General features: G+C 43.4%; 18 protein-coding genes and 1 pseudogene. 11 read left to right on the top strand and 8 right to left on the bottom strand.

Features of this window, described 5'->3' with window-relative positions:
• The first annotated feature begins 70 nt into the window (after positions 1-70).
• From Ami103574_RS12205 to Ami103574_RS12195, 3 genes are all read left to right on the top strand, one after another.
• On the top strand, positions 71-5995 hold the full coding sequence (locus Ami103574_RS12205) for an RHS repeat-associated core domain-containing protein (protein WP_163067257.1): 5925 nt from the start codon (positions 71-73) through the stop codon (positions 5993-5995).
• A gap of 87 nt (positions 5996-6082) precedes the next feature.
• The gene (locus Ami103574_RS12200; protein WP_163067256.1) at positions 6083-6724 is read left to right on the top strand and encodes a hypothetical protein; all 642 of its coding nucleotides are present in this window, start codon (positions 6083-6085) and stop codon (positions 6722-6724) included.
• Positions 6725-6954: 230 nt separating this feature from the next.
• Entirely contained in the window at positions 6955-8526 is a 1572-nt protein-coding gene (locus Ami103574_RS12195) for an RCC1 domain-containing protein (protein ID WP_163067255.1), read from the top strand.
• Positions 8527-8724: 198 nt separating this feature from the next.
• Here the strand turns inward: Ami103574_RS12195 and Ami103574_RS12190 are convergent.
• Positions 8725-8970: pseudogene (locus Ami103574_RS12190) on the bottom strand (transposase domain-containing protein); the annotation flags it as partial.
• Between the two features lie 152 nt (positions 8971-9122).
• Positions 9123-9758, bottom strand: a complete 636-nt coding sequence (nth, locus tag Ami103574_RS12185; protein WP_163067253.1) for an endonuclease III — start codon at positions 9756-9758, stop codon at positions 9123-9125.
• A 241-nt stretch (positions 9759-9999) separates the two neighbouring features.
• Between nth and Ami103574_RS12180 the strand changes: the two genes are divergently transcribed.
• The 5 genes from Ami103574_RS12180 (at position 10000) to Ami103574_RS12160 (ending at position 15531) form a co-directional block, all read left to right on the top strand.
• Entirely contained in the window at positions 10000-10992 is a 993-nt protein-coding gene (locus Ami103574_RS12180; RefSeq protein WP_163067252.1) for a hypothetical protein, read from the top strand.
• Positions 10993-11330: 338 nt separating this feature from the next.
• Complete coding sequence (locus tag Ami103574_RS12175; RefSeq protein ID WP_163067251.1) at positions 11331-13064, top strand: methyl-accepting chemotaxis protein; 1734 nt, start codon at positions 11331-11333, stop codon at positions 13062-13064.
• A 307-nt stretch (positions 13065-13371) separates the two neighbouring features.
• Positions 13372-13818 carry a hypothetical protein gene (locus Ami103574_RS12170; protein WP_163067250.1) on the top strand — a complete coding sequence of 149 codons (447 nt, stop codon included), beginning with the start codon at positions 13372-13374 and terminating at the stop codon, positions 13816-13818.
• Positions 13811-15250 (top strand): class I SAM-dependent DNA methyltransferase, encoded by a 1440-nt coding sequence (locus tag Ami103574_RS12165; RefSeq protein WP_163067249.1) that lies wholly within the window; start codon positions 13811-13813, stop codon positions 15248-15250. The genes Ami103574_RS12170 and Ami103574_RS12165 overlap by 8 nt, the downstream gene beginning before the upstream one ends.
• Positions 15247-15531, top strand: coding sequence for a hypothetical protein (locus tag Ami103574_RS12160; protein ID WP_163067248.1), 285 nt, complete (start codon positions 15247-15249; stop codon positions 15529-15531). The genes Ami103574_RS12165 and Ami103574_RS12160 overlap by 4 nt, the downstream gene beginning before the upstream one ends.
• Here the strand turns inward: Ami103574_RS12160 and Ami103574_RS12155 are convergent.
• The 4 genes from Ami103574_RS12155 to Ami103574_RS12140 all read right to left on the bottom strand — a co-directional run bounded on the left by Ami103574_RS12155 (position 15475) and on the right by Ami103574_RS12140 (position 21024).
• Entirely contained in the window at positions 15475-16284 is an 810-nt protein-coding gene (locus Ami103574_RS12155) for a tyrosine-type recombinase/integrase (protein WP_163067247.1), read from the bottom strand. The two genes, Ami103574_RS12160 and Ami103574_RS12155, sit on opposite strands and share 57 nt — an antisense overlap.
• Positions 16285-16361: 77 nt before the next feature.
• The gene (locus Ami103574_RS12150; RefSeq protein ID WP_281350953.1) at positions 16362-17543 is read right to left on the bottom strand and encodes a restriction endonuclease subunit S; all 1182 of its coding nucleotides are present in this window, start codon (positions 17541-17543) and stop codon (positions 16362-16364) included.
• A 100-nt stretch (positions 17544-17643) separates the two neighbouring features.
• Positions 17644-19332, bottom strand: coding sequence for a S8 family peptidase (locus Ami103574_RS12145; RefSeq protein ID WP_246213143.1), 1689 nt, complete (start codon positions 19330-19332; stop codon positions 17644-17646).
• Between the two features lie 33 nt (positions 19333-19365).
• Positions 19366-21024: a S8 family peptidase gene (locus Ami103574_RS12140; RefSeq protein WP_246213142.1), complete on the bottom strand. Its 1659-nt coding sequence runs from the start codon at positions 21022-21024 to the stop codon at positions 19366-19368.
• A gap of 383 nt (positions 21025-21407) precedes the next feature.
• Between Ami103574_RS12140 and Ami103574_RS12135 the strand changes: the two genes are divergently transcribed.
• Positions 21408-23072, top strand: a complete 1665-nt coding sequence (locus tag Ami103574_RS12135; protein WP_246213141.1) for a methyl-accepting chemotaxis protein — start codon at positions 21408-21410, stop codon at positions 23070-23072.
• Between the two features lie 486 nt (positions 23073-23558).
• The gene (locus Ami103574_RS12130; RefSeq protein WP_163067244.1) at positions 23559-25226 is read left to right on the top strand and encodes a methyl-accepting chemotaxis protein; all 1668 of its coding nucleotides are present in this window, start codon (positions 23559-23561) and stop codon (positions 25224-25226) included.
• Positions 25227-25236: 10 nt separating this feature from the next.
• On the opposite strand, the gene Ami103574_RS12125 is transcribed toward Ami103574_RS12130, so the two are convergent.
• Positions 25237-25602, bottom strand: coding sequence for a DUF4180 domain-containing protein (locus Ami103574_RS12125; RefSeq protein ID WP_163067243.1), 366 nt, complete (start codon positions 25600-25602; stop codon positions 25237-25239).
• A 213-nt stretch (positions 25603-25815) separates the two neighbouring features.
• On the opposite strand from Ami103574_RS12125, the gene eutM reads away from it, so the two are divergent.
• Positions 25816-26100, top strand: a complete 285-nt coding sequence (gene eutM, locus Ami103574_RS12120; RefSeq protein ID WP_163067242.1) for an ethanolamine utilization microcompartment protein EutM — start codon at positions 25816-25818, stop codon at positions 26098-26100.
• A gap of 127 nt (positions 26101-26227) precedes the next feature.
• Here the strand turns inward: eutM and Ami103574_RS12115 are convergent, their stop codons facing one another.
• Positions 26228-26488, bottom strand: a complete 261-nt coding sequence (locus tag Ami103574_RS12115; protein ID WP_163067241.1) for a hypothetical protein — start codon at positions 26486-26488, stop codon at positions 26228-26230.
• Between the last annotated feature and the right edge of the window lie 6 nt (positions 26489-26494).

The raw sequence follows: 26494 nt of genomic DNA, 5'->3' as shown, positions 1-26494 counted from the left end.
ATCCCCCATTTTAGGTTTTGATATGGGGGATATCTTTTGCTGAATATTTAAATAATCAAGGACGGTACTTATGTTAAAGATAAAAGAAGGTTTGAAATCTGACAAGATTGCGGCAATACTGATAGTGGCCCTGTTGGTAATGATCCCCATAAGTCAGGTTTTTTCAATGAATGCACCTCAGATTGAGGGGAAAAAGACCGTAAAGATGTCCAGGACCTTAGAGGATATCAAATCAGGGTCCTTAGACAGCAGATATAATACGAAACTGAATGCCCCCTTTAATCAGGCTACCGGCGGAATTCGGGAGGAGATCCGATTAGATACAGGAGACCTAATCATCGGAAAGGAACTAATCAATGTAAGTGGGAAAAATGATCTAAATTTGGAATTAAATTTAAGGTATCAGGCATCTCAGGCAAGTTTTTATGATGAGACCACAAGGGCAGAAGAAATAAGTGTCGTGTCAAAAGGAAAGATTCTTATTGCATACTATGACAGCTTTGAGACAGATGGTTCTTTTAGAAATACCAGAGGAGTCCCTTATCAGACACAGCCTGGAGAAAAGGTAACCGTTGAGAAAGAAGTAAATATTAAAGGCACAAATGAGAAGTTATTTTTTAATGGCTACTATTGTTATGAAGGGTCTGAAAAAAACATCTATCATGCAGGAAATATCAAAAACAGTGTACGGGAAAAGAGTAAGGGGGATTATGATAGTACTTTTGGACTGGGCCTTAATATAGACATGCCTAGTTTAAATATAGACAATGGGCTGATATATGTAACGCTTGATAATGGACAAACTTATCGGGCTGATTTTAATAAGCAAAGCGGATTAACAGGCTATGAGTTGACCAATATTCAGTTTGCAAAATATTCTGCTGAAGAAACCGCCACAGAGAATTCGGCCTATAAGCTCAGTTATGCCAATGGGTATAAGATCTACTACAATGCAAGTGGAGAAGTTATTGAAGAAGAGGGTTTATATGGAAATCAAATAATCTATTACTATGATCAAGTTCTAGGCAAAAAAGAACTTGTAAAAATAGCGGATAAATCAGGCCGCTGTATTAATTTGAGTTATACAGCCGATACAGTAACCATTGACTATGGGGAGAAAAAAATAAGTCTGATTAAAAAAGAAATCGCAAAGGATAAATGGGTACTGGATAAAATTATTGACGAAATGGGGAATGAAACGTCTTATGACTATGAAATAAAAGAGGCGGCCTTTGACGGCATAGGAACGGGCAAAATGGCTGCTAACAAGATAGCCTTAGTAACCAATATTAAGTATCAAAATGGATTAGAAACAAAGTATGAGTACAGCGAAGGAACAAAAAATTTTTCAAAAGGGCAGGCCAAATACTATAAGGTTTCAAAACGATATGATGTATCAAAGGGAACTATAAAAAATGAGCTGAAATACGAGTATTTTGGTGAGCCAGATGGTTATCCAAATGGACATGAAAACGTCAATGAAAGCTATCAATATAAAACAAGGCAGACGGATAAGAAAGGAGAAGCAATCGATTTTACCTATAATGGTCGGCATCAGCTGATTAAAGAAGAGCAATCTGTTCTTGTTGAAAAAGAATATCAGTTGAAGAAGAGCATAGCCACAAGCTACGTTGACAAATTAAATCTGCCGCAAAAGGTGGTAAGCACAGAATATGGAGCGGAGGGCTTAAAGAAAGAGCACTACGATTATTACGGGTATGACAGCAGAGGAAACTTGGTAAGTACAGCAAGCCCGAAGGAAAACACAGAAGAAAGTAAAAAAGCTTATGAAACAAGGAATGTGTATGATTATAGCTTTAATATTAAGATTCGGGAAGGCTATAAAAAGGACCAGAATACCGGTATACTGGTGGAAAATAAGCTGGATGACAATAGAAAAAATATCATTGAAACAAATGTATTTCGGTTCGTAAAAGAGAATGTTCAAGCTTCAGAGCTGGTAAAAGTGGATACTAAGAATTTGGTTCCCATAAGGAAAACTACTTATAGATACGATGGAAATAACAATCTTATTGAAGCAAAGCTCTTTAGCGACAATAAGCCAGTGCGCACGGATTTGTATGAGTATGATAAAAAAGGATTATATCCTGTCAGGCAGATTATAGAGGATGTGAAACTGGGAAAAACAGATAAAAGGGATCTCGTGACCGAATATGAATACGATTTTTTTACAGGATTATTATTGCGCCAAAAAAACGCAGAAGATAATCAGACCTATTACGATTATGATAAAGCAGACCGGGTCGTAAATGTAGTAAATCCAGATGGCACAGAGATCAACTATAAGTATGATGATAAAACAAATATTATTGAAGCAGTTAATGAAAACGGAGAGTTATCTAAGTATACATATACCCCCACGGGAAGTCTGGAAGCTATTGAATACCCCAGTGAGCAGTTGGTTGCCAAAAGAAATCAATATGATGCTTATGAAAGACTGACATCAGAGGAAAATGCGGAAGGAGCAAGAGTGGAATACGCTTATGATTCTTTTTCACGCCTTGAAGCAGTCGCCTTATTGGATGCAGGAAACAAGCTTTTGATGAAAAAAGAGCTAAAATATGAGGATGTATATAAGGATAAATCAGGACGACTTTATACAAGGGTAAGTTTAAGCCAAATTGGTAATGACAATAAAGTCACCAAGAACTTCTATTACAACAGATATGAAGAACTGGAAAAAGAAGGTATCCTTTCAGGGGAGCAGGAACTAACCAAAAGCTATGACTATGACTACCAGGGAAATGTGGTTTCCTATGAAGACGAGTTAAAACAAAGCTCTACTTATGAATATGATATCTTCGGCAATTTATTAAAAGATGTGAATCCTAAAAAATATGCCACCAATTATTATTATGACTCACTAGGAAATCTCACCAGATTGAAAGATGCCAATGATATCAATTATTATTATGAATATAACAACGTAGGCTTGCTTATCAGCCAGAGTATGCCTTACAAGGATGGTGTTTATGTAAAAAGCTATGCGGATTATGACTCTCTGGGGAATCTGGTGCGCACAGTAAATGCAAAAAATGAAAAATTGGATTACTCCTATGATAAACGAGGACAACTCACCGGGGTAAAACAGTATGATAAAAATCAGAGGTCTATCACCACCAAGTATACTTATGATAATGTAGGACGGCTTACTTCCTTAAAAAAGGGCATAACCAATGAAACGGATGATACCAGCTATCAGGAAAATAAGTATTTCTATAACGGTTTGGGAGACCTTGTCAAGGAACTGGATGAACAGGGGAAGGAAACAAGCTATAAGTACGATAAAGAAGGAAGGCTGATAGAAAAAACAGATAGAAACGGCATTACGACCTTTTTTAAATATGATGGAGCTGGACGCCTGATTGAAAAGAGAAACAGCAAGGAATCTGAGGAAAATTTACTCAACTATGAATATGACTTGATGGGTAATCTAGTCAGAACAAAGGATGAATTAGCTGTAACAGATTATTCCTATGATGACTTGAATCGGGTAACCAATGTTCAGGTCAAAAACTCAGAATACAGCCTGTACGATAAAGCTCAGAGCCCTTTCATCAATGACAAGGGGACCAGTACAGTGATACAGAAAAAGTATAGTTATGATAACCTGAGCCGGATAAAAAGTTTTGAAATCTATAACAATACGACCTTAGAGCAAAAAGAAGAATACAGGTATGATGAACTATCCAGGCTGACGGGAATAAAAGAAAAGGGCATCCTCTATGCTTATGAATACGATAAGACAGGAAAGCTCTTAAAAGAAAGCAATCCGGTGACAAACGTAGACCGAAACTACACCTATTATAAATCAGGTAAAGTACGGAGCGTGGTTACAGATAAGGTTGGAAAAGATTCTATCAATCTGGCTGCCATAGACAGAGCCTATTATGAATATGACGAGCTTGGAAACATTACCTATAAGGAAGAGAATCAGGACAAGTATACATACAACTACGATATGCTGGGTCGGCTTGAATACTCTATCTTTAATGACAGTCACATCGATTATGAATACGATAAATACGGCAATATCCAGCAGGAAATCAAATATAAAGAGGACCAAAGCAAGCCCAATAAAATGTTTGCCTATTCTAAAACGGACTACAAGTATGATTCAGGAAACCGCTTGACCTATCTAAATTATACAGAAGGAAGCAGAACTTTTGATATACAGAAGGAAACTTTCCTGCAATATGATGGCGAAGGTAATCTGCTGGAGAAGAAAGACTACTCCAGAAATGAGAACATGGGCAACCTGGGAACAGAAATAAATAGGTATACCTATAACGGCTTTAACCAGCAGACCGGGTACAGCGGGGGAAAGGGAGATTATCGGTATTATTACAATGCGGAAGGGCTGCGATCCAGAAAAGAAAAACTACAGAGCTTGAGCAACCCAACTTTTCAGAATGAAATAGAGCAAACTCCCTTAAAAACTGAGGACAATAAGCCTGCTAATGTGATAAACTATTATTACAATAATGGAAATATTGTCCTGGAAACAGACAAAGATAACCAGACTACAGCCAAAACTCTTCATGGAATCCACCTGATTAAAAGAGAAACAAAGGGTGCGCTGCCTGCTGCTATTGCTACCGCTAAGGAAGCAGCCAACCCGAATTTAGTGCCGACTTCTTCTCTTGCTTCTAACGCAAACTTAACAGAAGGAGAAGAAGATCAGGCGGCATACAAGGATTTCATTACCTACTATTATCTTCAGAACAGTAATGGTGACGTGACCAAACTATTGGACTGTGACGGTAAGGTCATCAAGGACTACCAATACGAGCCTTTTGGCAAGGACATAGAGGGTAGGAAAAATACCTTTGGAGATAACTACTTCCAAAGCAAATGGAAAGAAGAGGTAGAAGATCAGGCTTTAAATAACCCGTATAAATACACCGGTCAGTATCAGGATCAAGAGAACGGAAATTACTACCTGAGAGCAAGGTATTATGACCCAAGTATTCAGCGGTTTACACAAGAAGATAGTTATCCTGGAAGTGTTATGGAGCCGGGAAGCTTGAACTGGTATGCGTACTGCGGGAACGATCCAATTAATAATATTGATCCTAGTGGATACAAAACAGTTAAAGTTCAGTCCAATGGCAAAGCACCTACAGGCCTAAAAAAAGGTGATATAGTAAAGACCGCGGGTGGTAACTATAAGATAACGGGTGTTAATAAGAATGGTAGCTATAAATCAGAAAAGGTTAAGAGTGGAAACAGCAGTAGTTCATCGTCAAATAAATCTACATCTTCGGGTGGTTCTTCCAAGGGCAGTTCGGTATCTGTTACGGTCACTTTGAAAAATGGGACCACTGTAAAGGCGACGCTTAAAAATGGAGTGACTACTCTAACAAATGGCAGTAGACCGCCAGAGGGAGCAGTGGTTCATACAGCTTCGGGTGACTATAGGATGTCCGGGGGCAGTGGTAAAAAAGTATCACCTTATGCTAATTTAAATACACTAGGTACTGTTACAAGCTCTATGGGAACTGGAATTACTGCTTTAGGGGATACTGGAAAGGTGGCCATGCCTAACGCAATTGCAAACACACCAAAACCCAATAATATCGGCGCTGGGACATGGAATAAAACTCTTGCAGCGAATACTGCAACAGCGGCTTCCGATATGAATAAAGTATCTAATTTTGGTACAAAAGTAGGAAATACCGCTATTGTAATAGATGTTGGATGCAGCATTTACCAAGATTATAATGCAGGAAAACCTATAAGCAAAATAGCTTATGATGCCGCAGTGAATGGTGCCGTGGGTATTGGAGGTGTGGGAGCAACAAAACTTTCAACTGTAGCGGGGGAAGGCTTGGGTGGTCCGCCTGGAGCTATAATAGGTGGAGTAGCTGGACCGGTGGCATATACTTATTATGTTGATGTACAAACATACGAAAATTTAGGTAACAAAACAGCTAGACAGTGGGCAATTGATTTATATGATCCTAAAAGATAAAGAGTATATGTAGGAGAAGAAATTTGTTTCTTTCTCCTACATATAACTTATTGTAGATTTTTATGATGAAAGAAAAGGGAAAAACTTATGAACATTCAAAAAGACGACATACAATATTTTATTAATCAAGAAAGCTATTCTCCTCCTAAAAAGATGATTAGATCATTCTTACTTTTGATACTAATTTTAGGTATGCCAACAGCAATTTTTGGTGCGTATTCAAATATTACTAGTGCTGTAATGCTACCAATTATTATGGGGATATGTATTTGGGGTATTTTATTATTAAAGAATCCAATTAATCAAAATAAGTTGAATCTCTTTTTGGGTGCAAGTGCGCTGTCTATTTCTTTATCAACTTTAATTTTAGCTTATAAAACTTATGCAAGTAATAATAACCATGAAGTGCCATTGCAAATAATATGCTTTATTTTAGGGGTGTATATTATATGTATAGCTGTATATATTACGATCATTTTCCAATGGATAAAAAAAGGACATTACAGGCAACAAAAAAAATATAAAAATGTGAAATGGATTACCTCAGGCATAATGATAATTATGATAGTAAGCGGAAGAGAAATACTAGGTGCCATAGATCGAAATATATTGGATAAAGCAATGTTATTAATGCTTATACTTGTTGCATTTACGTGTGCATATGGGGGAACGTCGTGTTTCCTAAAATACTATTTAGCTAAGAAGATTGAAGACGAGCATTTAGAATAGAGCATTTGCTGTAGTTTGGTATAGATGTACAGATATCATAAATAACTACGAAGTCTCAGAGAAATATATATATGTTGAAACCGATGATGAAACAAAATTTTATTCAATTTCAGACGGGCGATTACTTTAATCCTCCAATCAGAATTAGCAATGAACCCAATTTTGGCAGGTAGAATTATTGACCTAACATATTAAGTAAACATATAAATTTATATACTTAGGAGGAGATTATGAAGAAACGTATTTTATCCATTTTTTTATCGTTGATGATATTCATATGTTGTTTCAGCGTGGGTGGAGTTTTAACCCCGGCTTATGGATTGGAAAAATCATCTGAAAATTTTATTTCATGTGGCCTGGGGATGACTACTGTTCTTAAAAGTGATGGGACAGTATGGATTTGGGGAATTAATGACTTCTCTGACTTTGGTTTAAAGCCAAACGGTAAACCTACACAGATTCAAGGATTGACAGATGTAACAGCAGTCTCTGTAGGATGGTATCATGCCATAGCCTTAAAAAGAGATGGGACTGTGTGGATGTGGGGAAGAGATATTGATGATGCTAGAGGAAGCGTGAATCCGGTAAAAGTTGAAGGACTTTCTGATATTATTTCAATATCGACTAATCTGGCAGGCTCATTGGCGATTAAGAAGGATGGTACAGTTTGGTCTTGGGACACTTGGATTTCGGGAGATGGGACAAAAGAAGAACATGTTACTCCTATGAAGATACCAAACCTCATTGATGCGGTTTCCATATCAATGGGCGCTTTAAATGCTTTTGTAGTCAAAAAAGATGGAACGGTGTGGGGCTGGGGTGAAAATTACTTTGGAAAACTGGGGGATGGAACTACAATGAATCAATATATGCCAGTTCAAGTGAAAGGGTTATCAGATATTCAATGCATTTCAGCCGGAGATACTCATACCTTGGCACTGAAAAAAGATGGCACGGTATGGGGGTGGGGATATAATACTATGGGAGAACTTGCGATAGATACATTTGAGTATAGAAACAAGCCTGCTCAAATAAATGGATTAAAGGATATTATTGCAGTTTCAGCTGGAGATAGTTACTCAATGGCACTTTGTAAGGATGGAACTATATGGAGCTGGGGAGATAATCTATATGGAAAACTTGGCAGAGGTTCATCAGATGAAGAACTTCAAGATTCGCCTAGACCTGCCTGCATTGATTCACTGCATGATGTGATTGCTATTTCAGCAGGGAGCGATCATGCTATCGCATTAAAGAAAGACGGCAGCTTATGGAATTGGGGAAATCTAGATGGCTCGGAAGAAGGAGTGGCCACGCCTACGGCGGTTTCAATTAGTTTAGGCTTACAGGAAGTCAACACCTCATTTGATACGAATTCCTCTTTTCAAGCAGTACCTATCAAATCAAAAGTGTTAGTGAACGGCAAAGAAGTTGGATTTGAAGCTTATAATATTGGAGGATATAATTACTTTAAACTTCGAGATATAGCAATGTCCATCAATGGTACTGCAAGCCAATTTGATGTCGCTTGGGATAAAGAGAAGAATGCTATCAGTTTGTTAAATAGAAAAGTTTACACACCGGTTGGCAGTGAACTTTCAAAGAGCAGAGGAACTACTGCTAAAAATGCAATTTTGTCATCATCAAAGTTATATGTTGATAGTAAAGAGATTAACCTTGTAGCATATAATATTGCTGGCAACAACTATTTTAAGTTAAGGGAAATAGGGGAAAAATTAGGATTTAGTGTTAATTGGGATTCTACACAGAATGTAATAAAAATTGAATCTGAGAGTAATTAGTACTCCGTTACTATTCACAGTTGATAAGAAAAGGACTGGGCTCAAATTGGATTTGAGATCCTGTCCTTGTTTTGATCTGATTTGAGCACGTCAACCAGCTGTGTTTACTCACCGTTGCTGCACCTGAAAATTTTTTATGAATCTATATGATTGTAAGGTATCAATAGAGGCCGCTAACACTCATTAACTATCCATCAACTACACTTGTAGATTTCTGCATATGAGTGGCAATTCTTTTGACCAGGGAAGATATTTCTTTAGTATTCCCCAATCTTTTATATCCACGTTAGGAAGCTGTTCCAACAGATACTCAAGATACGAAAAAGGGTTTAGATCATTTCCCTTGGCCGTTTCAATCAGACTGTAAATCACAGCACTTGCCTCTGCTCCTTTTGATGTGTTGGAAAAGAGCCAGTGCTTTCTGCCAATAACAAAAGGTGACAATATTTATACTGGCCTTGCCGGAGGGGGGGAGGATTAATTATTTTTCCCTTATTGACATGCGTTTTCGGAACGCTTTTAGGCCTGATAACATATTTTCCGTTTTGTTTATGAAGATTAGAAGAAGCGGCCCTATAAAATATGGAGTGTATCAGCTACTTAGCTCGAAAGTGCTCACAGAATTCAGACACGCCGCAGACTTCACATTTGGGCTTTCTGGCGTCGCAGCAGTAGCGGCCGTGAAAGATTAGACTGTGGTGAGTTCGGGACCATCTGTTCTCCGGTAGGAGCTCCATGAGGGCTAGCTCTGTCTTCAACACATCTTTTTCGTGTACCAGGCCTAAGCGGTTAGAAACCCGAAAAACATGAGTGTCCACAGCGATGCGCTGGTGACCGAACCCTACTGAAAGGACTACATTAGCTGTCTTGCGGCCTACACCGGGCAGTTCCACCAGCTTGTCGTAATCTTCGGGAACTTGTCCATCATATTTTTCAATTAAGGTATGACATAGGGCCAGCACGTTTCTTGATTTGGTCTTATACATGCCAATTCGCCGGAGAATATTCTGCAATTCCTCTTCTGGCACTTGAACCAGGGAAGACGCATCGGGATACTTCGCAAACAGGTCTGCGGTAACCAGGTTTACGCTTTTATCGGTGGTCTGGGCAGAGAGGACAACGGCCACCAGCAGCTGGAATATGGTCTGAAAGTGCAAGGCGCAGTCCGCCTCCGGATACATCTCTTCTAATTTATCTAATAATTTTTTTATCTTTTGTTTGGTAAATTTCATATTTTAAGTCCCTCCGTTTGTTCTTGTGCATCGTTTTCTTTAGTTAATATCTTTATTATAACTTTTTTACCCCCATAAGGGAACGCCAAAACGCTTGACCCTTTAAAAGATGGACGGCCTCAGACACGAAAGAAGCAGGATCAGAATAAAATAAACTATGTGAATAAATGTAGGATATATTTTCCTGTTGCGTTTTTTCGTTCAGGAAGAATTTATCATATTGGGTAAGGAGCGTATGCAAATGAGCACACAAATACTGCAAATACAGCGCTTAATCGCGGGACCTGTAGGGGCGGGGGCAACCCTTCTCTTCGATTCAACCGTGATTTCAGCGGGAAATATGACTTACGATAATGTGACGGGTTTAGTCAGCCTGAATGAGCCGGGCACTTATGAGGTTCATTGGTGGGTGGCCACGCAGTCCTCTGTATCAGGGGTTGGCGTAGGTTTTGAACTGTTTACTTCTCAGGAGGCCGTCATCTTGGGGAATTCTCCGGCTAAAATTGGCGAAGTGGTGGGTATGGGTCTGATCAAGGTGGAAACCGCACCTGCTACAGTTGGCCTGCGCAACAGCGGCGGCGGGATGATTTATGACTCAGCAGCTATGCCGGTAAAAGCTTCCCTGGCTGTTATCGGTCAAGAAAATCGGACAGAGACTTCCATGACTTGCTTTGCCATGAGGCAGCTGGCAAATCTACTGGAGCAAATGATTACCGCTTATGGGAGCAGCACTTGGTCGGTATTCATGAATACGCTGCCCTCTTACAGCGGACAGCCGATAGACCTGTATCAAGCCCCCGGGGCAGCGGGCCCGTGGTTTTTACGGCTGCTGGACGGCGGAGGCAGCTATCAGGCATTGGCCTTAGGAAATCTCAATGCAGTATATCCCGGCGAGGGTACAGTATGGGACCCGGCCTTTACCTTCTTGCCTTTGCCAGAGCCGGTACCGGAAGGCTGTGATGCAGATGCAGCCTTCGGCGTGGTCAGCTATGTGCCTGTGGGGACGGATTTAAGTATGAACATGGGACCTAATGTCTCTGCTTCAGGCCGAGTTTATAGAAATGAACCAGGCGTTCTGGTTCTTTCGGACGATGATGGGAATACCCCGATTGTGGTATCTTCTTTGCGTATTGCTCGGCTGCTTACCACATCAGACCCGCTTTCGTTTTTATCTGGACGAAGTACGGAAAAGGCCGCCCTGCCAAAGATAGAAGTATTGCCAGTTAAAGGATAAAAAATAGTATCGCGCATTTTAATAAAAGATAAACCTCTCATGCAAAATAGAGTCCTTTTCAGTAAAGGACTCTGTATTGATTCACGGCTAGGAAAATTAGCCCTTTGGTAAAATTGAAGTAAAATTTGTAAAATGTTTCGAAAATTAAGAAAATTTAAGCTCGGTAGTGTTGACATGGCTTGCAGTAGATTAGTATAATATAAAAAAAATTAGCTTGTTTTGAATGATTTTGGGTACTTTGCCGTAGACTGGAAGCGAATTTGAATAAAGGATTGTGGCCATTGGGTGGATGGACAAGGTCAACCGGGATTGCATACATTAAAAAGGAGAAATAGCCTATGAAAAACACTGAAACAGTTGGCCGAAGTAAAGGGCTTGACAGGATGGTGCGGAACCTTCCTGTCCGAAGAAAATTAATCTTGGGGTTTGCGGTAATCTTGCTGCTGATGTTTATTTCTACCATACTATCTGGGGTGAATCTGAACCGAATATATTCTCAGGTACAGCGATATGAACAGGAGGCCCTGCCCAATACGGTAAGCATTTGGACCATCCGGCGGTATAATTTGTCTTTGCAGCGCTATGCGGCACTGATGTTCACCACCACCGATAACGAAAAGCGGGCCGATTACATAGAAAAGCTGACCTCTGAGCAAACAGGTCTGAGCGTAGCCTTGACTGAGTTTAAGAAAAATTACAAGACCTCGGAGGAGGTTCTCCAAGAACTGAATGCCATCATGATGGTCAACAATGAAGCCAAGGATGAAATCATACGGATGGCCAAGCAAAACACCGCAGAAGCCGATATACGGGGGAGGGAAGTGCTGGTCAATGAGTACGTGCCTAATGCTGTTAAAGTAGACGATGTAATCAATGTAGCCGCTGAGCATATTGACTCTCAAATGCAGAAGCTGAATAAAGAGGCTGCTGCTGCCATGAGGGTATCTATCCTAATTTTGATGAGTGCCTTCATTGCTTCAATCTTCTTTGCGATAACGGTTATCCGTCTGATCGCTCGGTCCATCATGAATCCGGTTAAGGAAATTGAAAAAGTATTTGGGGATATGTCCCGGGGCCACCTTCAAAGTACCGTTTCCTATGAAGGGGAAGATGAGTTGGGGCATATGGCGGACACCATTCGGAGGACCAATCGCATGTTAGTCGCCTATATACAGGACATTTCCGACAAACTGACTTTGTTGGCTGGTGGAAATATGTGTTTAGAGGTGGACTTGGAATACCTAGGTGATTTTGATACTATTAAGCAAGCTATAAATGGAACCATTCAAGCCCTGAACCAGACTTTGGCAGCTATTCAGATTTCTGCCGACCAAGTGGGGAGTGGGGCTATACAGATTGCTAGTGCCTCACAAGGGTTGGCTTCTGGGTCCACAGAGCAGGCTTCTGCTATTCAAGAACTGAGCACTTCTGTAGGAAAGATTGAACGGGAGGCTCGGCAAAATGCAGAAAATGTCCGAAAGACCTCTGAATATGTGGAGCAGACGGCAAACAGCATCCAGGAGGGAAATGCACACATGCAAAGTTTAAACGGTGCTATGCGAGAGATTAGCATCTCATCCGAGAAGATTTCAGATATTACCAAGGTTATTGAGGACATTGCTTTCCAGACTAACATTTTGGCCCTGAACGCAGCTATTGAAGCGGCTCGAGCGGGGCATGCAGGGAAAGGCTTTGCGGTGGTTGCTAATGAAGTGCGAAATCTGGCGGGCAAGTCGGCAGAAGCGGCGCAGCAGACTGCTATGCTAATTGACAAGTCTGCCAGTACGGTGGCTCATGGCGAGCAGCTGGCCATAAAGACGGCTAGGCTTTTGGAGGCTGTGGCAGGAAAGGCGCAATTGATTGAGCAGTCTACCAGGCAGATTGAAACGGCTTCCAGCGATCAAGTATCGGCTATTGAAGAAGTTACAAGCAACCTGTCTCAACTCTCTGCGGTTGTACAAACCAATGCAGCTTCTGCCGAGGAAAGTTCGGCTTCTAGCGAGGAGCTATCCGCTCAAGCGCAGATGTTGCGGGATGAAGTTTCTAAGTTTTCTTTAAAAAGACAGCTATAGGTCTGCCTCCGAGGAATAGTTCGAAGATGTAGTAAGCAGAACGGTTATTTGTCATATAGGCAGCCGGTCTGTTTTTTTATAACGTAGGAAATATTGCAAAAATCGCCTCGCAGAGGCTTTTTTTATTTTAACTAAATGGATAGACTAAAGCAGGAATGCACGTGGAGAGAGCTCCTGCTTTGTGCATTAAAATAGCTCAAAGATAAAGAATAATAAAGTAAAGATTTACGTGTTGACAACTGAAATCGGATATGTTAAATTGAGTTTAATATAAACACGTAATATCACATATCTGAAAGGAGAGCAAATGGACAAGAGTATTCAGAAAACCGCTGTAAAAAAGGCATCTTATGAGGACTTCTTGGAGGGAAGCCCTAATTATCGAAAATTTGAAGGGAACCGTCAAGGGAAAGAGATCTTTGAGAACATCCTCTCTAGAGAAGAAAACTTGATTGCCATGGTGGAGGCCGCTGAAAGAGGAAAGCCGGCTTTGTCTGCTTGTATTTCGGAGGTGGAGACGTATTATGAAGAGAAGCAGATAAAAGAATTTGATTTGACGGACAACTTTACCAAGCAAGGATTGGGGCGTATGGTGCGCACTGCGTTGGAACCTTTTGGTTACCAGCCTGCTGGACAGAAGGATATGCCTCGTCAGATGGGCGTCAAATATGTGACCTCTGCCAGCACCTACAAGCTCACCGGTCGTCCGAGGCTGAAAGTGGTCAAGACCATCCAGGAGGTTATTCATGAATAACCGGGAGCTGGTGAACAGCCTCTGGAATCTGTGTCACGTATTGCGGGATGACGGCATCACTTACCACCAGTACGTGACAGAACTGACTTACCTGTTGTTTTTAAAGCTTGCCAAAGAGACTGGAGCTGAAGAGGCTATCCCGGCGGTATACCGCTGGGATCAGCTGGTCAGCCAGAAGACAGGCGAATTAAAAGTCTTTTACTACCGTTTGTTAACCGCTTTAGGTACTGGGGAGAATGAACGTATTAGACAGATTTATGAGGGAGCTCGATCCAGCATCGAAGAAGAAGCCAACCTGAGTAAAATTGTTTATCAAATGGATTGCTTGGATTGGTATAGTGCTAAAGAGGAAGGGCTGGGGCAGTTGTATGAAGGTTTGCTGGAAAAGAACGCCGGAGAGAAAAAGTCGGGGGCAGGTCAATATTTTACGCCTCGAGTATTGATAGATGTTCTGATTCAGCTAACCGACCCTCAGCTGGGTGAACGGTGCTGCGATCCGGCCTGTGGCACTTTTGGCTTTATGACAGCAGCCCATCGTTACATAGAAGAGCAAAATGGCGGCTTGACAGGAATGACAAGGGAGCAGCAGGAATTTCAAAAAAAAGAAGCATTTACCGGCGGTGAGCTGGTACGAGACACTCATCGATTAGCCTTGATGAACGCCGCTTTACATCAGCTGGATAGTGCTGTTCAGCTAGGAGATACCCTGTCCCTTATGGGTCAATCCATGAAAGGATATGATGTGGTGCTGACCAATCCCCCCTTTGGCAGTAAGAAGGGAGGCGAGCGAAGTGCCAGAACAGACTTGACCTATCCTACCGGCAACAAACAGCTAGACTTTTTACAGCACATTTACGGTTCTTTGAGATGGGATAAAGAAACTGCCAGAGCCGCGGTGGTGCTGCCGGACAATGTGTTGTTTGCCGACGCTTACGGCGAGCTGATTCGCCGAGAACTGATGGAGACCTGCAACCTACATACTATTCTGAGGCTGCCTGTGGGAATCTTCTACGCTCAGGGCGTTAAGACTAATGTGTTGTTTTTTCAAAGGGGAAAGAAGGATTGCCAAAAAACCCAAGAGGTATGGATTTATGACCTGCGCCAGAATATGCCGGCCTTTAACAAGAGCAACCCGCTGAAAAAAGAATATTTTGAGGACTTTATTCAGTGCTATTGTTCAGGTCATATGGGGGATCGGCAGGAAACTTATAGCCGAGAAAACCCAAGAGGCCGTTGGCGAAAGTATTCCTATGAAGAAATTTTGCAGCGGCCCAGAGTAAACCTGGATATTACCTGGATAGCTGACAGCAAAGATATGGAAGAGGAGAGCCTGTCAAACTTGTTAGGGGAAATGGAGGCAGCAGCAGGCCAGATGAATGTGGCCATCGCAGCGTTGAAAGAATTGATGGCAGAAGTGGAGGAGCAAATATGAATACCGCAGCATTGCGCAGGAAAGTGCTGGAATTGGCCGTGCGAGGACGATTGATACCCCAGGATCCGGCGGATGAACCCGCCTCAGCCTTGCTAAAGGAAATTCGCCAAGAGAAGGCCCGGCTGATCCAGGCAGGCAAGCTGAGACCCAAGGAGGCTAAGGGGGATTCGATTATCTTTCTAGCAGCGGATAATTGTCATTATGAGCAGTTCACGAATAAAAGCTTACCATGTAACCACTTGATCTACCAAAGCCTGCTGTTCACTGGCAGTACGGCGTAGGTAGATTCGAGTGGTTTCAATGCTCTCATGCCCCATCAGGTCCGCCAGTAAGGCAATGTCATTATAAGCCTCTAGAAAATTCTTGGCGTAGCGGTGGCGGAAGGAATGGGGGTAGATGACGCGCTTATCCAAGCCATACTTGTCTGCAAAAGTCTTTAACTGCTGAGCGATTCCTCGAGGGGTAATTCGCTGACCAAAACGGTTCAAAAACAAATAGCCAGAGGAACGGTCTGCTTCCTCCAGCCACAGCAGTGACTCTTTTTTTAATTTTTTAGGTATGTACAGTCTGCGTACCTTGCCTCCCTTTGTGTACAAGTCAAAATAGCCTAGCTGAACATGTTCTGCTTTAATTTGAATCAGCTCACTGATTCTCGCGCCTGTAGCTCCCAGGTACCATACCAGAAAGTACCAGTCTAAATTCCCATCCTTCTTTAACTGCTTCTTTAAAAAAGCATAGTCTCCGTCACTGATTACATTCTCTAAAAAGTTTTTTTGCTGAACCTTGACAGATTTTAATTGCAACTGCTCTTTCCCACGAAATTTTAAATATTTATTCATGGCTTGTATTCTCAGATTGACGGTTTTGGGCCTAAAAAACTCCGTCAAATAGCCTTTGTAGGCCAGCAAGTTTTCCTTGCTCAGGCTCTGATAGTGAGAGTGATAGAATTCCACGGTCCATAGGTACGAGGCGATGGTGTTTTCCGAGAGATTATTTTTTCTTAAGTGCTCTTCAAAGGTAGATTGTGTCTTCATCTTGGACACCTCCATAATAAATAGTTGCGTATGACCGCACAAAATTTATTATACAGAAGCTGAAGGAGAAAAAAATCCTAAAAAAAATTTTTTTCTAATTTTTCAATTTGGTCAAAGTTTTGATCTAAGATTTGCACAAGGCGTTGTTGCTCTGAAATGGGAGGAATGGGGTACAGCCAAGCTTCTACATCTGCCTGATTGATTGCAGGAGAGCTGTCGCCCCGCATCAGTTGATTTAGACCCGAGACCACATAGCTGGACTGCATCAGGTAGTAGGCATATCTACCTAAAAGAACACTGCTGGGATGACAGATAAAGAAGGCGTTAGAAGCCACACAGCCCTCTAAATCAGCGGAAATATAGGCGATGTTTTTCAGATATGGCCGCACTAGAGAGAAGAGAACGTTGCCTTCCTGCACGGTATGGCGAGCTCTTTTAGGCGCTTGGGTAGCTGGCATTTTTTTTGGTAGCGTGACTTGGCAGACTTGATTGTCAATGGCATCAATATCAATGTAGCGGATTGTAGGGCTGCTAGAATTTTTTTTTGCCTTTTTTCCAAAGCAGCGGCTTCCTCGGTACCAATTCCAGTCTTCCGGAAGGGAAAAAGGCCAATTCCCTTGCTGTTGTCGTTTTACCTCTTGGGGAAGCAAGTTTCCTGTCATAGCTAGGTCCAGCAGCCGTACTTTTATTTTGTTTGTTGCTTGGAGCAGCCTTTTCTTTGCTTGTTCCAGCTCTTGAATTCTGATCAAAATCTCAGCGTACCGTGCGGCAATAGCCCGCTGTTCTCTCAACGGCGGAAGTGCAATCAGATATCGGCCTGCGGCGGAGATGCTGATGGTGTCAACCGTACTTCCTTGGGAATGTTGAATCATTTGACAGCGTGCATAATCTGATTCCAAATAGATTTTTAGGTATTCTGAAGATACCCGCTTCTGCCATGCAGAAAGACGAATTACGCTGGCGTCCTTGTAATAAAAACGCTGGCCTTCTGGCACCAGGTAGATTTTACCTAGAGTTCCTACGGCGGAAACCATCAAATCACCGGCCTGAGGCCCGCTGTCATCGATGGTCAAGCGGGCATACTGCTCCTCTGAAATAAACAACGGTTGTTCAATTTCTTCTTGTGCCGCCAGCCTGGCAACCTCTCTGGCTCGGTAGAAGGGAATGCCGGAAGGTCGCCAGTCTTTTTGTAAGACCCGCTTGGCAGATCCAATTGCCACTAAAGAAGAAAGTCGACACCAAGCCCAGCCTTCGGGCAGCTGAAAAGGCAGTTCTGCTTCGACACAAATTGCCTTTGAATTCGTGAACTGCTCATAATGACAATTATGTGCAGTGATGCCGACGGATTATTTTCTCTTTTTACAGTTCTCGCATGTAGAAAAACGTTTGCAGCAGATTCAGGGTGCCAAAGCCCCACTGTGGATTCGGATAGGTCATAACGTCAGTTCGGCGGCAGCCCCGAATGAGGTAGGCCCGAATTAGAGGCGAGCTGAAGCCTAAGTCGTTGCTTTCCACGATACCCCATTGTAGCATGAGGGCACAGGCACCGGCAGTAATTGCAGCGGCGGCACTAGTGCCGTCCATGGTGCCGTAGCCGTAGGGGTAAAATCCGCCGATTTGGTAGCCAGGAGCCACAAAATCTGGCAGATCCAAAGGTAGTCGAGTGGTTCCCCAAGAAGAGTTCGGATACAGACTGTTACGTATACTGTTGTACGCACCGCAGTGAACACCACCGGGAGCGTTGGCCGGAGAGGTAATGGTATTATATGGGGTGGAGGAGAGGAACTCAACGGAAGGTGCGACAAAGCCGGTTAGAGGCAGCCAGGCGTTTAGTTGTCCATTGAGAATGATGTCCCCGTAGGCGGTGATGGTCCAGATGCCCGGGGTGGCATCTAAGATGCGCACAATGGTAATCTGGTCACCGCTTCCGTCCAGCGGGTAGTAATAAGATACCGTTACCTGAGAGCGCTCCAGAACCAGCTGGGTACTGAAGGTATAGCCGGATTTAGGCGTAACCCGGTTCACTAGTTCCCCGGTGGGAGAGCGCACGGACACAGAGATCCGGTCGCTGATGGTGTTGGTTACCAGCACGAAAATATCTCCGGCATTTTCACCTACCATAATGTCAATATTTTCTGGTTCCCCGCTGGCAGTGAATTCTTGGTAGAAATGATGCCGGGCCTGACTTTCATTTCCTACTCCGACACAGAGGCAGACTCCTGCGTTGTTAGAAATGTTATAGAGGTATTCCGCAAAAATGCCATACCCATCATGGCTGTCGTAATTAGAGCCCAGGCCCACGCAGATGACCACCGGACGCTTTAGTTCTTCGGCTTTTTGAAGGATATACTGGATGCCTAGCATAACAGAAGTGGCAGAAAAAGCATTTTCTTGTTCTAAAGGAACACAGAACCGATCCAAATAAAAAGGATAGCTTTTTTTTAACTTTACCATGATAATTTCTGAGTCAGGAGCAGCTCCAATAAAATCATCCACAGGACGGCCGGCGGCCACCGAGGCTAAAAAAGTACCGTGGCCGGTTAGGTCTATGTGCGAAATTTCTGTCAAGGGGTCTTCAGATTCCAGTGCAGCGTTAATCTGTTCATTGGTGTATTCTGTTCCTAAAGGAAATCCTGCTGGCGGCTGGCCGGGCACACTTTGGTCGTAGATGTAACGAATTTTGCTGGTGCCGTCATCATAGCGGAAAACTGGCAAAGTATAGTCGATGCCTGTGTCTACAAAGCCAATGAGGACATTTTCACCATACAAGTTTAAATAAGGCTGCTGTTGAACCTGAATAATTCCGGCAGCCTCCAGGCTGGCTCGATCCAAAAGCCCCAGCACAGTAGGCACCGTATTGATGAAATCATTGCCCATATAGACAATCATTTCTTGATAATCCTTCATCCGAGCGTAGCAGATGAGATAGATTCCTACAGAATGAACGCGAATCAAGCCGGGATGCGCCAGAATTTGGTCTGCGTAGGAGGCAGATTTGCGAATCATAAAGTCCACGATGTCGGGGGAGTAGAGAATATCGTCGTCCAAGGAAATACCTCCTATAATTGGTTTATTTTGTGATTATAACTGACGCATGGCAATAAAGGTCTGCATGAGGTTCAGGGTTCCGTAGCCCCACTGGACGTTGGGATACTGAATATTTTCGCTGCGGCGGCAGCCTCGAATCAGATAAGTACGGATAGTAGGCGTGTTGAAACCCGGATCATTGCCTTCTACAATACCCCACTGCATCATCAGGGCGCTGGCCCCCGCCGTAATGGCGGTAGCCACGCTGGTACCGTCCATCGTGCCGTAGCCGGTAGGATAAAAGCCCCCCACCTGATAGCCAGGCGCGACGAAATCCGGCACATTTTGGGAGTGGCGAGTAGGCCCCCAGGATGAGCGGGGGTACAAGCTGTTATTGAAATTATTGTAGGCCCCGCAGCGAATTGGTCCCAGATTGATGGCCGGAGAGGTGATGGTGCTGTAAGGCGTATAAGATAAAAATTCTACCGTAGGGGAAACAAAGCCGGTCAGAGGCAGCCAGGCATTGATTTGACCTTCAATAATGATGTCGCCGTAGATAATAATGGACCAGACCCCCGGAGTCGCATCTAGGATGCGGATGATCGTAGCCTGATTTCCGCTGCCGCCTACAGGGAAATAATAGGAAATGCTTACGGTGGAACGTTCCAAAATGAGTTGAGTGGTGTAAGTACGCCCGGCTTTCGCAGGCACACGGCTAATCAGTTCGCCGGTAGGAGAACGGGCGGAGATGGAAAGCCGGTCACTGTATTTATTAGTGACAATCAAAAAGATATCTCCCGCATTTTCACCCACGCGTATGTCGACATTTGTCGGGGGATCAGTTGATGTTACCTGCTGAAAGAAGTGATGCCGGGCCTGGCTTTCGTTACCCACAGAAATGCAGGTACATACCCCTGGTATGGTGCACGTGTTAAATAGATAATCCTCTAACAGGGATTCCCCATCGTGGCTATCGTAATTGGAACCTAAGCCAATGCAAATGACCACCGGACGTTTTAATTCTTGGGCTTTTCTCAAGATATACTGAACGCCCATCATGATTGCGGTAGAGGAAAAGGCGTTATCCTGTTCTGGAGGAACACAATAATAATCCAAGTAGAAAGGAGACGTCTTTTTTAATTTGACCATAATGATTTCAGAATCTGGAGCAGCACCCGTATACCCATCTACAGGGCGGCCGGCAGCTACAGAAGCTAAAAATGTGCCATGTCCTGACACATCTTGATGAGGCACTAGGGCATACGGGTCATCGGAAGCCAAGGCTTCGTTAATTTGCTGGTTGGTGTATTCCTGGCCTAGGGGAAAGCCCTCTGGAGGTGTTCCGGGAATACTTTGGTCGTAGATTGCATGAATTTTGCTGGTGCCGTCTTCATAAAGGAAGACTGGTAAGGTGTAGTCGATGCCCGTGTCCACAAAACCTAACAGCACGCCACTTCCCAGAAGATTCAGGTAAGGCTGCGATTGAACCTGGATGATGCCAGAATCCTCTAAGCTGGGCTGGTCCGTCAGCCCGAAGACATTGGAGATGCTGTTAATAAAGTCCGAGCCCATATAAGTCATCATTTCAGGAAAATCCTCTGAGCGAACATAGCAGATGATGTACAGGTCAGATACCGTATGGCTGGCAACCAGCTTAGGGTTTGCCAGAATAAAAGGAGTGTAATAGGCGTCTTTTCGAATAGTGAAGTCCATGATGTCCGATTCAAAGAGAATTTCCTCTGGAATGGGAACACACCTCCTAACAAAACAATCATCAGAGCAAAAGAAAAAATCTTTCATAAATTGGTTAATTATGGAAAAACAATCTTGACAAGAGTATATTAAAAGCATATTATAAGTGTGAAATATGACGTAAAAAGTAGAATATGGTCGAAATTTATCCCTGCCGGCTACATAAACTTGCATAGGATAGGCCGACAGGCAGTTCTTTTGTTTCAGATAGCAGAAATGAGAAGTTGATAAAGAAATAGCAGATCCTGCTTGTAAAACTTCACAAGCAGAACCTGTGTAAATAGTGAAACTGGAATTGTTATTGTCTTGGTATACCATATGAATAAAAGGAGGATTTTAGTATCATGAAGTTTAAAGATTATTCCATCTCTAAAAAGCTGCTGACGGGGTTTCTTACAGTGGCAGCGATTATGCTTATCGTAGGCCTTTTAGGCATTTTTGGTATGTTTCAGATTAACAAGGCAGACACCAAGCTATATAAGGAACAGACGGTGCCTTTAAAGGATATGACCAACATTATCGAATCCTTTATAGAACTGCGGCTGGATGCACGGGAGGTCATTTTAAATGCGGGAGATGCCGATGAACTGGCAAAATACGAAGAAAAGAGCCAGACGGCTAAAGCAAATTTTTCGAATTCGTTGGAAGCCTATGAAGCAACGGTAGCCAGCGATTCCTCCAAAAACTTGATGAAAGAAGTCAATAGCCTGTTCTTTGATAGCTATTATCCGGCTGTGGAAGAAATGATTGCCTTGTCTAAGGAAGGTAAAACTCAGGAGGCAAGAGCTCTTCTAGAAGAGGTGTCTGCCGATGCCTCAAAGCTGGAAGACGATTTAAATCAATTGGTGGATAACCGAATGGCCAGTGCGCAGAAGACGGCTGACAGTAATACGCGGATGGCTATCATCTTAATTATATCTTCTTTGGTAGCGATTTTTATTGGAATGATAGCGGCTATTATCCTAGGCCGCAAAATTTCCAACATGATTAGCGAGCCGATTAGCCAAGTGGTCAAAGCTGCCGATGAGATTGCATTGGGGCGGATTGATGTGGCGTTACAAGTAGACTCGAAAGATGAGACGGGGCGCTTGGCAGAGGCTTTTCGTAGCATGCTGGAAGGAATCCGAAAGCAGGTAGAGGTAGCCGATTGCATCAGCAAAAGAGACTTCACCAAGGAAGTGCCGCTGCGGTCTAGTGAAGATGCTTTAGGAGTGGCGTTGCAGCAGATTGAAGATGACCTCAGCCAGACCTTGAGAACGATTAATACGGCAGCTGATGAGGTAAATGCGGGAGCCGGACAGGTGGCCACGGCTTCTCAGGCCTTGGCCTCTGGGGCCACAGAACAGGCAGCCACTGTGGAAGAGCTGACGGCGGCAATTATGAGTGTCGCCAAGCAGGCGGAGGAAAACACGGTGAATGTAGGGGAAGCTACGGAGTACATTGAACAGGCTGTCAGCGGCGTGACTGAAAGCAACCAACACATGCAAGATTTAAATACCGCCATGATTGAAATCGGCGAAGCTTCTCAGGAAATATCCAAGATTACCAAGCTGGTAGAGGATATTGCCTTCCAGACCAACATCTTGGCCCTGAATGCGGCAGTAGAAGCTGCCCGGGCAGGAAATGCAGGGAAAGGTTTTGCTGTGGTGGCAGATGAGGTGCGAAATCTGGCAGGTAAATCGGCAGAAGCAGCTAAACAGACAGCAGAGCTGATTCAGCGGTCGGTATCTACTGTAGGGGAAGGGGAGCGCCTATCTGCGGAGACCTTGGTGGTGCTGGCCAAAGTACAGGAAAAGGCTACGCTGGTAGCTCAGTCCATTCAACAGGTAAACAAGGCCTCTGTCGAACAGACGGCAGCTATTGAACAAATTAATCAGGGACTGTCTCAGGTGTCCGCCGTAGTGCAGAACAATGCCGCTACCGCAGAGGAAAGTTCTGCTTCCAGCGAAGAGTTGGCTGCTCAGGCCCAAATGCTGCAAAACGAGGTTCATGAGTTCAAGCTGAATTAGCGGGGAATAAAGGCCTAGTGGAACAAGTACTTTGTGGGTATCGGAGAAGGATTGAAACCGTAAAACAAGAAAAGTGTATATAACTGTATAAATAACCAAAAATACACCGTCAACAAGAAGGAAGAAAGAATTTCTTTTAAGGCGGTGTATTTTTATGTTTAAACGAACAATTTTGAAGAAATTTGATGAACATTAATTGGGAAATGTTAGAAATATTTACAGGAATAAAAGTCTCAAAAACCCACAGAAATGTGGATATTGACAAGATATTGTTACGAGCGTATAATTAGAGAGTAATTGTAATATTTTGTATAATTGTGTAATATTAGAAACCTATTGATTTTACTGCAATCAAGGCAAAATCTGAATCGTTAAAATGTATAAAAATTTTTAGGTGAAAGTTTATGCAAAAATAAAGGTGCGTATAGGAGGCAGTTCATCCGCTATTACTTATATACGTCCTGGTGAAAGAAGGAGGCTTTTATCATGAAGAATTTTAAAGACTTTTCCATCTCAAAAAAATTACTGACCGGATTTTTAGTTCTATCTGCTTTGATGCTGGTGGTTGGGCTTGTGGGTATCTTTGGCATGAGCCAGATTACGAAGGCCGACACCAAATTGTACAAGGAGCAGACCGCACCTCTTGAAGATTTAACCAAGGGAGTGGAAGTCTTCTTTCAAATCCGCATTGATGTGCGCAGTGCCATGCTCTACGCAGAGGATCCGCAGAAGCTAAATCAGTATGCGGAGTTATGCCGACAGGACAAAGAAGATTTTTTAAAGTATCTGTCAGCCTATAACCTGACGGTGTCCAACACGAGTGCTAAGAAAAAAATTGCGACCATAGAGAAAATCTTTACAGAGGACTATTTTCCATCGGTGGAAGAAGTCCTTTCTCTGACACAACAAGGAAAGATGGATGAAGCGATGGTGGCCCTCAACGCAGCGGCTGACGATACCGAGGTATTGGTACAAAACATTAATTCCTTGGTTGAGGACGGAATGGCTAGTGCTAAAAAGGTGGCAGAAGGAAATAATACCTTATCTTTAGCTATGATTCTCACCTCGCTGGTGGTTATTGTGTTGGGCGTTGTAGCCGCCATCTTATTGGGTCGGCGGATATCTAATGTTATCAGCAAGCCGATTGAGCAAGTAGTAGCCGCAGCCGACAATATTTCTTTGGGGCGGGTTGATGTTGACCTGCAAGTGGATTCCAAAGACGAGACTGGACGTTTGGCTGATTCCTTCAACAATATGCTGGCTGGCATACGCAAGCAGGTTCAGGTTGCCGAACTGATTAGCCGAGGCGATTTTACCCAGGAGGTGCCGTTGCGGTCGCAAGAAGATGCTTTAGGGTTGGCACTCCAGCGGGTAGAGCAGGATTTAAGCCGTACACTAAAGGCTATCTATTCTGCTGCCGACGAGGTGGACGCCGGATCTGGACAGGTATCCAATGCCTCTCAGGCTCTGGCATCAGGGGCTACAGAACAGGCTGCTACCGTAGAAGAGCTGACTGCTGCTGTTGCAAGCATTACACAGCAGGCAGAGGCTAATACAGACAACGTGCGCAAGGCTACGTCGTACATTGAGCAGGCAAGCTCAGGCGTGGTCGACAGCAATCGACACATGGAAGATCTGAACACCGCCATGACAGAAATTGGGGAGTCTTCACAAGAAATATCCAAGATTACGAAGCTGGTAGAGGATATTGCCTTCCAGACTAACATTTTGGCCCTGAATGCGGCGGTAGAAGCTGCCCGGGCAGGAAATGCAGGGAAAGGTTTTGCTGTAGTAGCAGACGAAGTGAGAAGTCTGGCAGGCAAATCTGCCGAAGCCGCTAAACAGACGGCTGCTTTGATTCAGCAGTCCGTCGCTACTGTAGCCGAAGGGGAACGTTTGGCTTCAGAGACCTTGGGGCTTTTGATGAATGTGGAAGAGAAGGCCAAGCTAGTTCAGCAGTCCATTCAGCAGGTAGAGGAATCTACAGTAGAACAGGCCGGAGCTATTGAACAGGTAAATCAAGGGCTGGCTCAGGTTTCAGCAGTGGTTCAAAATAACGCAGCAACAGCAGAAGAAAGCTCGGCTTCCAGTGAGGAATTGGCTGCTCAGGCTCATATGCTGCAAAAAGAGGTTCGCCAATTCCGATTGGCTTAAACGGTGGTCATTAAACGTTTGCCAGCTGATGAACGGCTTCTGCCTTTGATGCAAGAAAGAAGACATCCTTGCCGCAGTTGGATTCGTATATAAAGTCTTTTAACGGTTTGCTGGTGTATTTACTGTAATCGCCGTAAATGGCAAACTTAATCTGATAGTTGATGAATTTTTGGAGGATATCTCCTGCCAGTCCGCTGCTCAGAATGAAAAATTCTTCGGCGATGGCCTCCTTGTTGATGGCAATTCGCTGGGCTCCTGTGTCGTATTTCACCGTCATAATCAAGTCCAGGGCGGACTGAGTATCTGTGATTAGAGGTATCTGGCTAAAGATAACGGCGATATTTGCACCATTTTCCTTTATGTTCTCTAGGTTCATATGGCTTCTCCTTTGTATATTTTTTCATGTTGTATTCATTATAACCTATTTTAGAAAATTTAAAAACAAGGAGACTTGAGTTGGCAGGCCCAGATCCTGTGGTTGATTGGGGAATAAAGGATAGACAAGAGCGAAAAGAAGTTCTTGAATAAAATTAAAAAATCTATTAAAATAAAAATATAAAGGTGAATTTAGGTGCAGGAGGGTTTTAAGATGAAGTATGATGCATTAGGAATGATTGAAACAAAGGGACTAGTAGGCTCCATCGAAGCGGCAGATGCCATGGTGAAGGCAGCAAACGTAACGTTAATTGGTAAAGAATTTGTTGGCGGTGGATTAGTTACCGTCATGGTCAGAGGAGATGTAGGTGCTGTAAAGGCAGCTACCGATGCAGGGGCAGCAGCAGCCCAGAGAGTTGGCGAACTGGTTTCTGTACACGTAATCCCTAGACCACATGCAGAGGTAGAGACTATCCTTCCTGCTGTAAAGGCAAAATAAACACAAGTTATTACAGCGGGATGAGCAGGCGGACCAGCCTTGTCCATTTGCTGTATCCTTAAACTGAAAAGAGTACCGATTCCTCTAGGGGAAACGGTACTCTTTTTGAGTTTTTCAGATAACTCTTTTAAATAAACCGATAAATGACGTACACGACCAGAACCACAAAACCTCCAATAAAGATACAAGGAAACATGATGCTGCGGCCTACCTGGCGATTAATGCGTATCTGTGTGATACAGGCAGCAATAAAGAAGCCGACCGTGGCAAAGGTGGTAATCAGGCTGAAGGACATTCCATAATAGGTGTTCTGGGTGTAGTAGAGAAATGATGGCAGAAGGCCTACCATGATGCCCAGGACGACTAGAAGATTTCTTAACTTTTCCATATAAAT

This window comes from Aminipila butyrica (genome assembly GCF_010669305.1).
In the GTDB taxonomy this organism is placed as follows: Bacteria; Bacillota; Clostridia; order Peptostreptococcales; family Anaerovoracaceae; genus Aminipila; species Aminipila butyrica.
Note: the sequence above shows the minus strand (reverse complement) of the source record. Positions and strands in the feature narration are given on the sequence as shown.

Bases quoted from the DNA above. Each gene is read 5' to 3' on its own strand.
- Ami103574_RS12205 (WP_163067257.1), top strand. From the start codon at position 71: ATGTTAAAGATAAAAGAAGGTTTGAAATCTGACAAGATTGCGGCAATA.
- Ami103574_RS12200 (WP_163067256.1), top strand. From the start codon at position 6,083: ATGAACATTCAAAAAGACGACATACAATATTTTATTAATCAAGAAAGC.
- Ami103574_RS12195 (WP_163067255.1), top strand. From the start codon at position 6,955: ATGAAGAAACGTATTTTATCCATTTTTTTATCGTTGATGATATTCATA.
- nth (WP_163067253.1), bottom strand. From the start codon at position 9,758: ATGAAATTTACCAAACAAAAGATAAAAAAATTATTAGATAAATTAGAA.
- Ami103574_RS12180 (WP_163067252.1), top strand. From the start codon at position 10,000: ATGAGCACACAAATACTGCAAATACAGCGCTTAATCGCGGGACCTGTA.
- Ami103574_RS12175 (WP_163067251.1), top strand. From the start codon at position 11,331: ATGAAAAACACTGAAACAGTTGGCCGAAGTAAAGGGCTTGACAGGATG.
- Ami103574_RS12170 (WP_163067250.1), top strand. From the start codon at position 13,372: ATGGACAAGAGTATTCAGAAAACCGCTGTAAAAAAGGCATCTTATGAG.
- Ami103574_RS12165 (WP_163067249.1), top strand. From the start codon at position 13,811: ATGAATAACCGGGAGCTGGTGAACAGCCTCTGGAATCTGTGTCACGTA.
- Ami103574_RS12160 (WP_163067248.1), top strand. From the start codon at position 15,247: ATGAATACCGCAGCATTGCGCAGGAAAGTGCTGGAATTGGCCGTGCGA.
- Ami103574_RS12155 (WP_163067247.1), bottom strand. From the start codon at position 16,284: ATGAAGACACAATCTACCTTTGAAGAGCACTTAAGAAAAAATAATCTC.
- Ami103574_RS12140 (WP_246213142.1), bottom strand. From the start codon at position 21,024: ATGGACTTCACTATTCGAAAAGACGCCTATTACACTCCTTTTATTCTG.
- Ami103574_RS12135 (WP_246213141.1), top strand. From the start codon at position 21,408: ATGAAGTTTAAAGATTATTCCATCTCTAAAAAGCTGCTGACGGGGTTT.
- Ami103574_RS12130 (WP_163067244.1), top strand. From the start codon at position 23,559: ATGAAGAATTTTAAAGACTTTTCCATCTCAAAAAAATTACTGACCGGA.
- Ami103574_RS12125 (WP_163067243.1), bottom strand. From the start codon at position 25,602: ATGAACCTAGAGAACATAAAGGAAAATGGTGCAAATATCGCCGTTATC.
- eutM (WP_163067242.1), top strand. From the start codon at position 25,816: ATGAAGTATGATGCATTAGGAATGATTGAAACAAAGGGACTAGTAGGC.
- Ami103574_RS12115 (WP_163067241.1), bottom strand. From the start codon at position 26,488: ATGGAAAAGTTAAGAAATCTTCTAGTCGTCCTGGGCATCATGGTAGGC.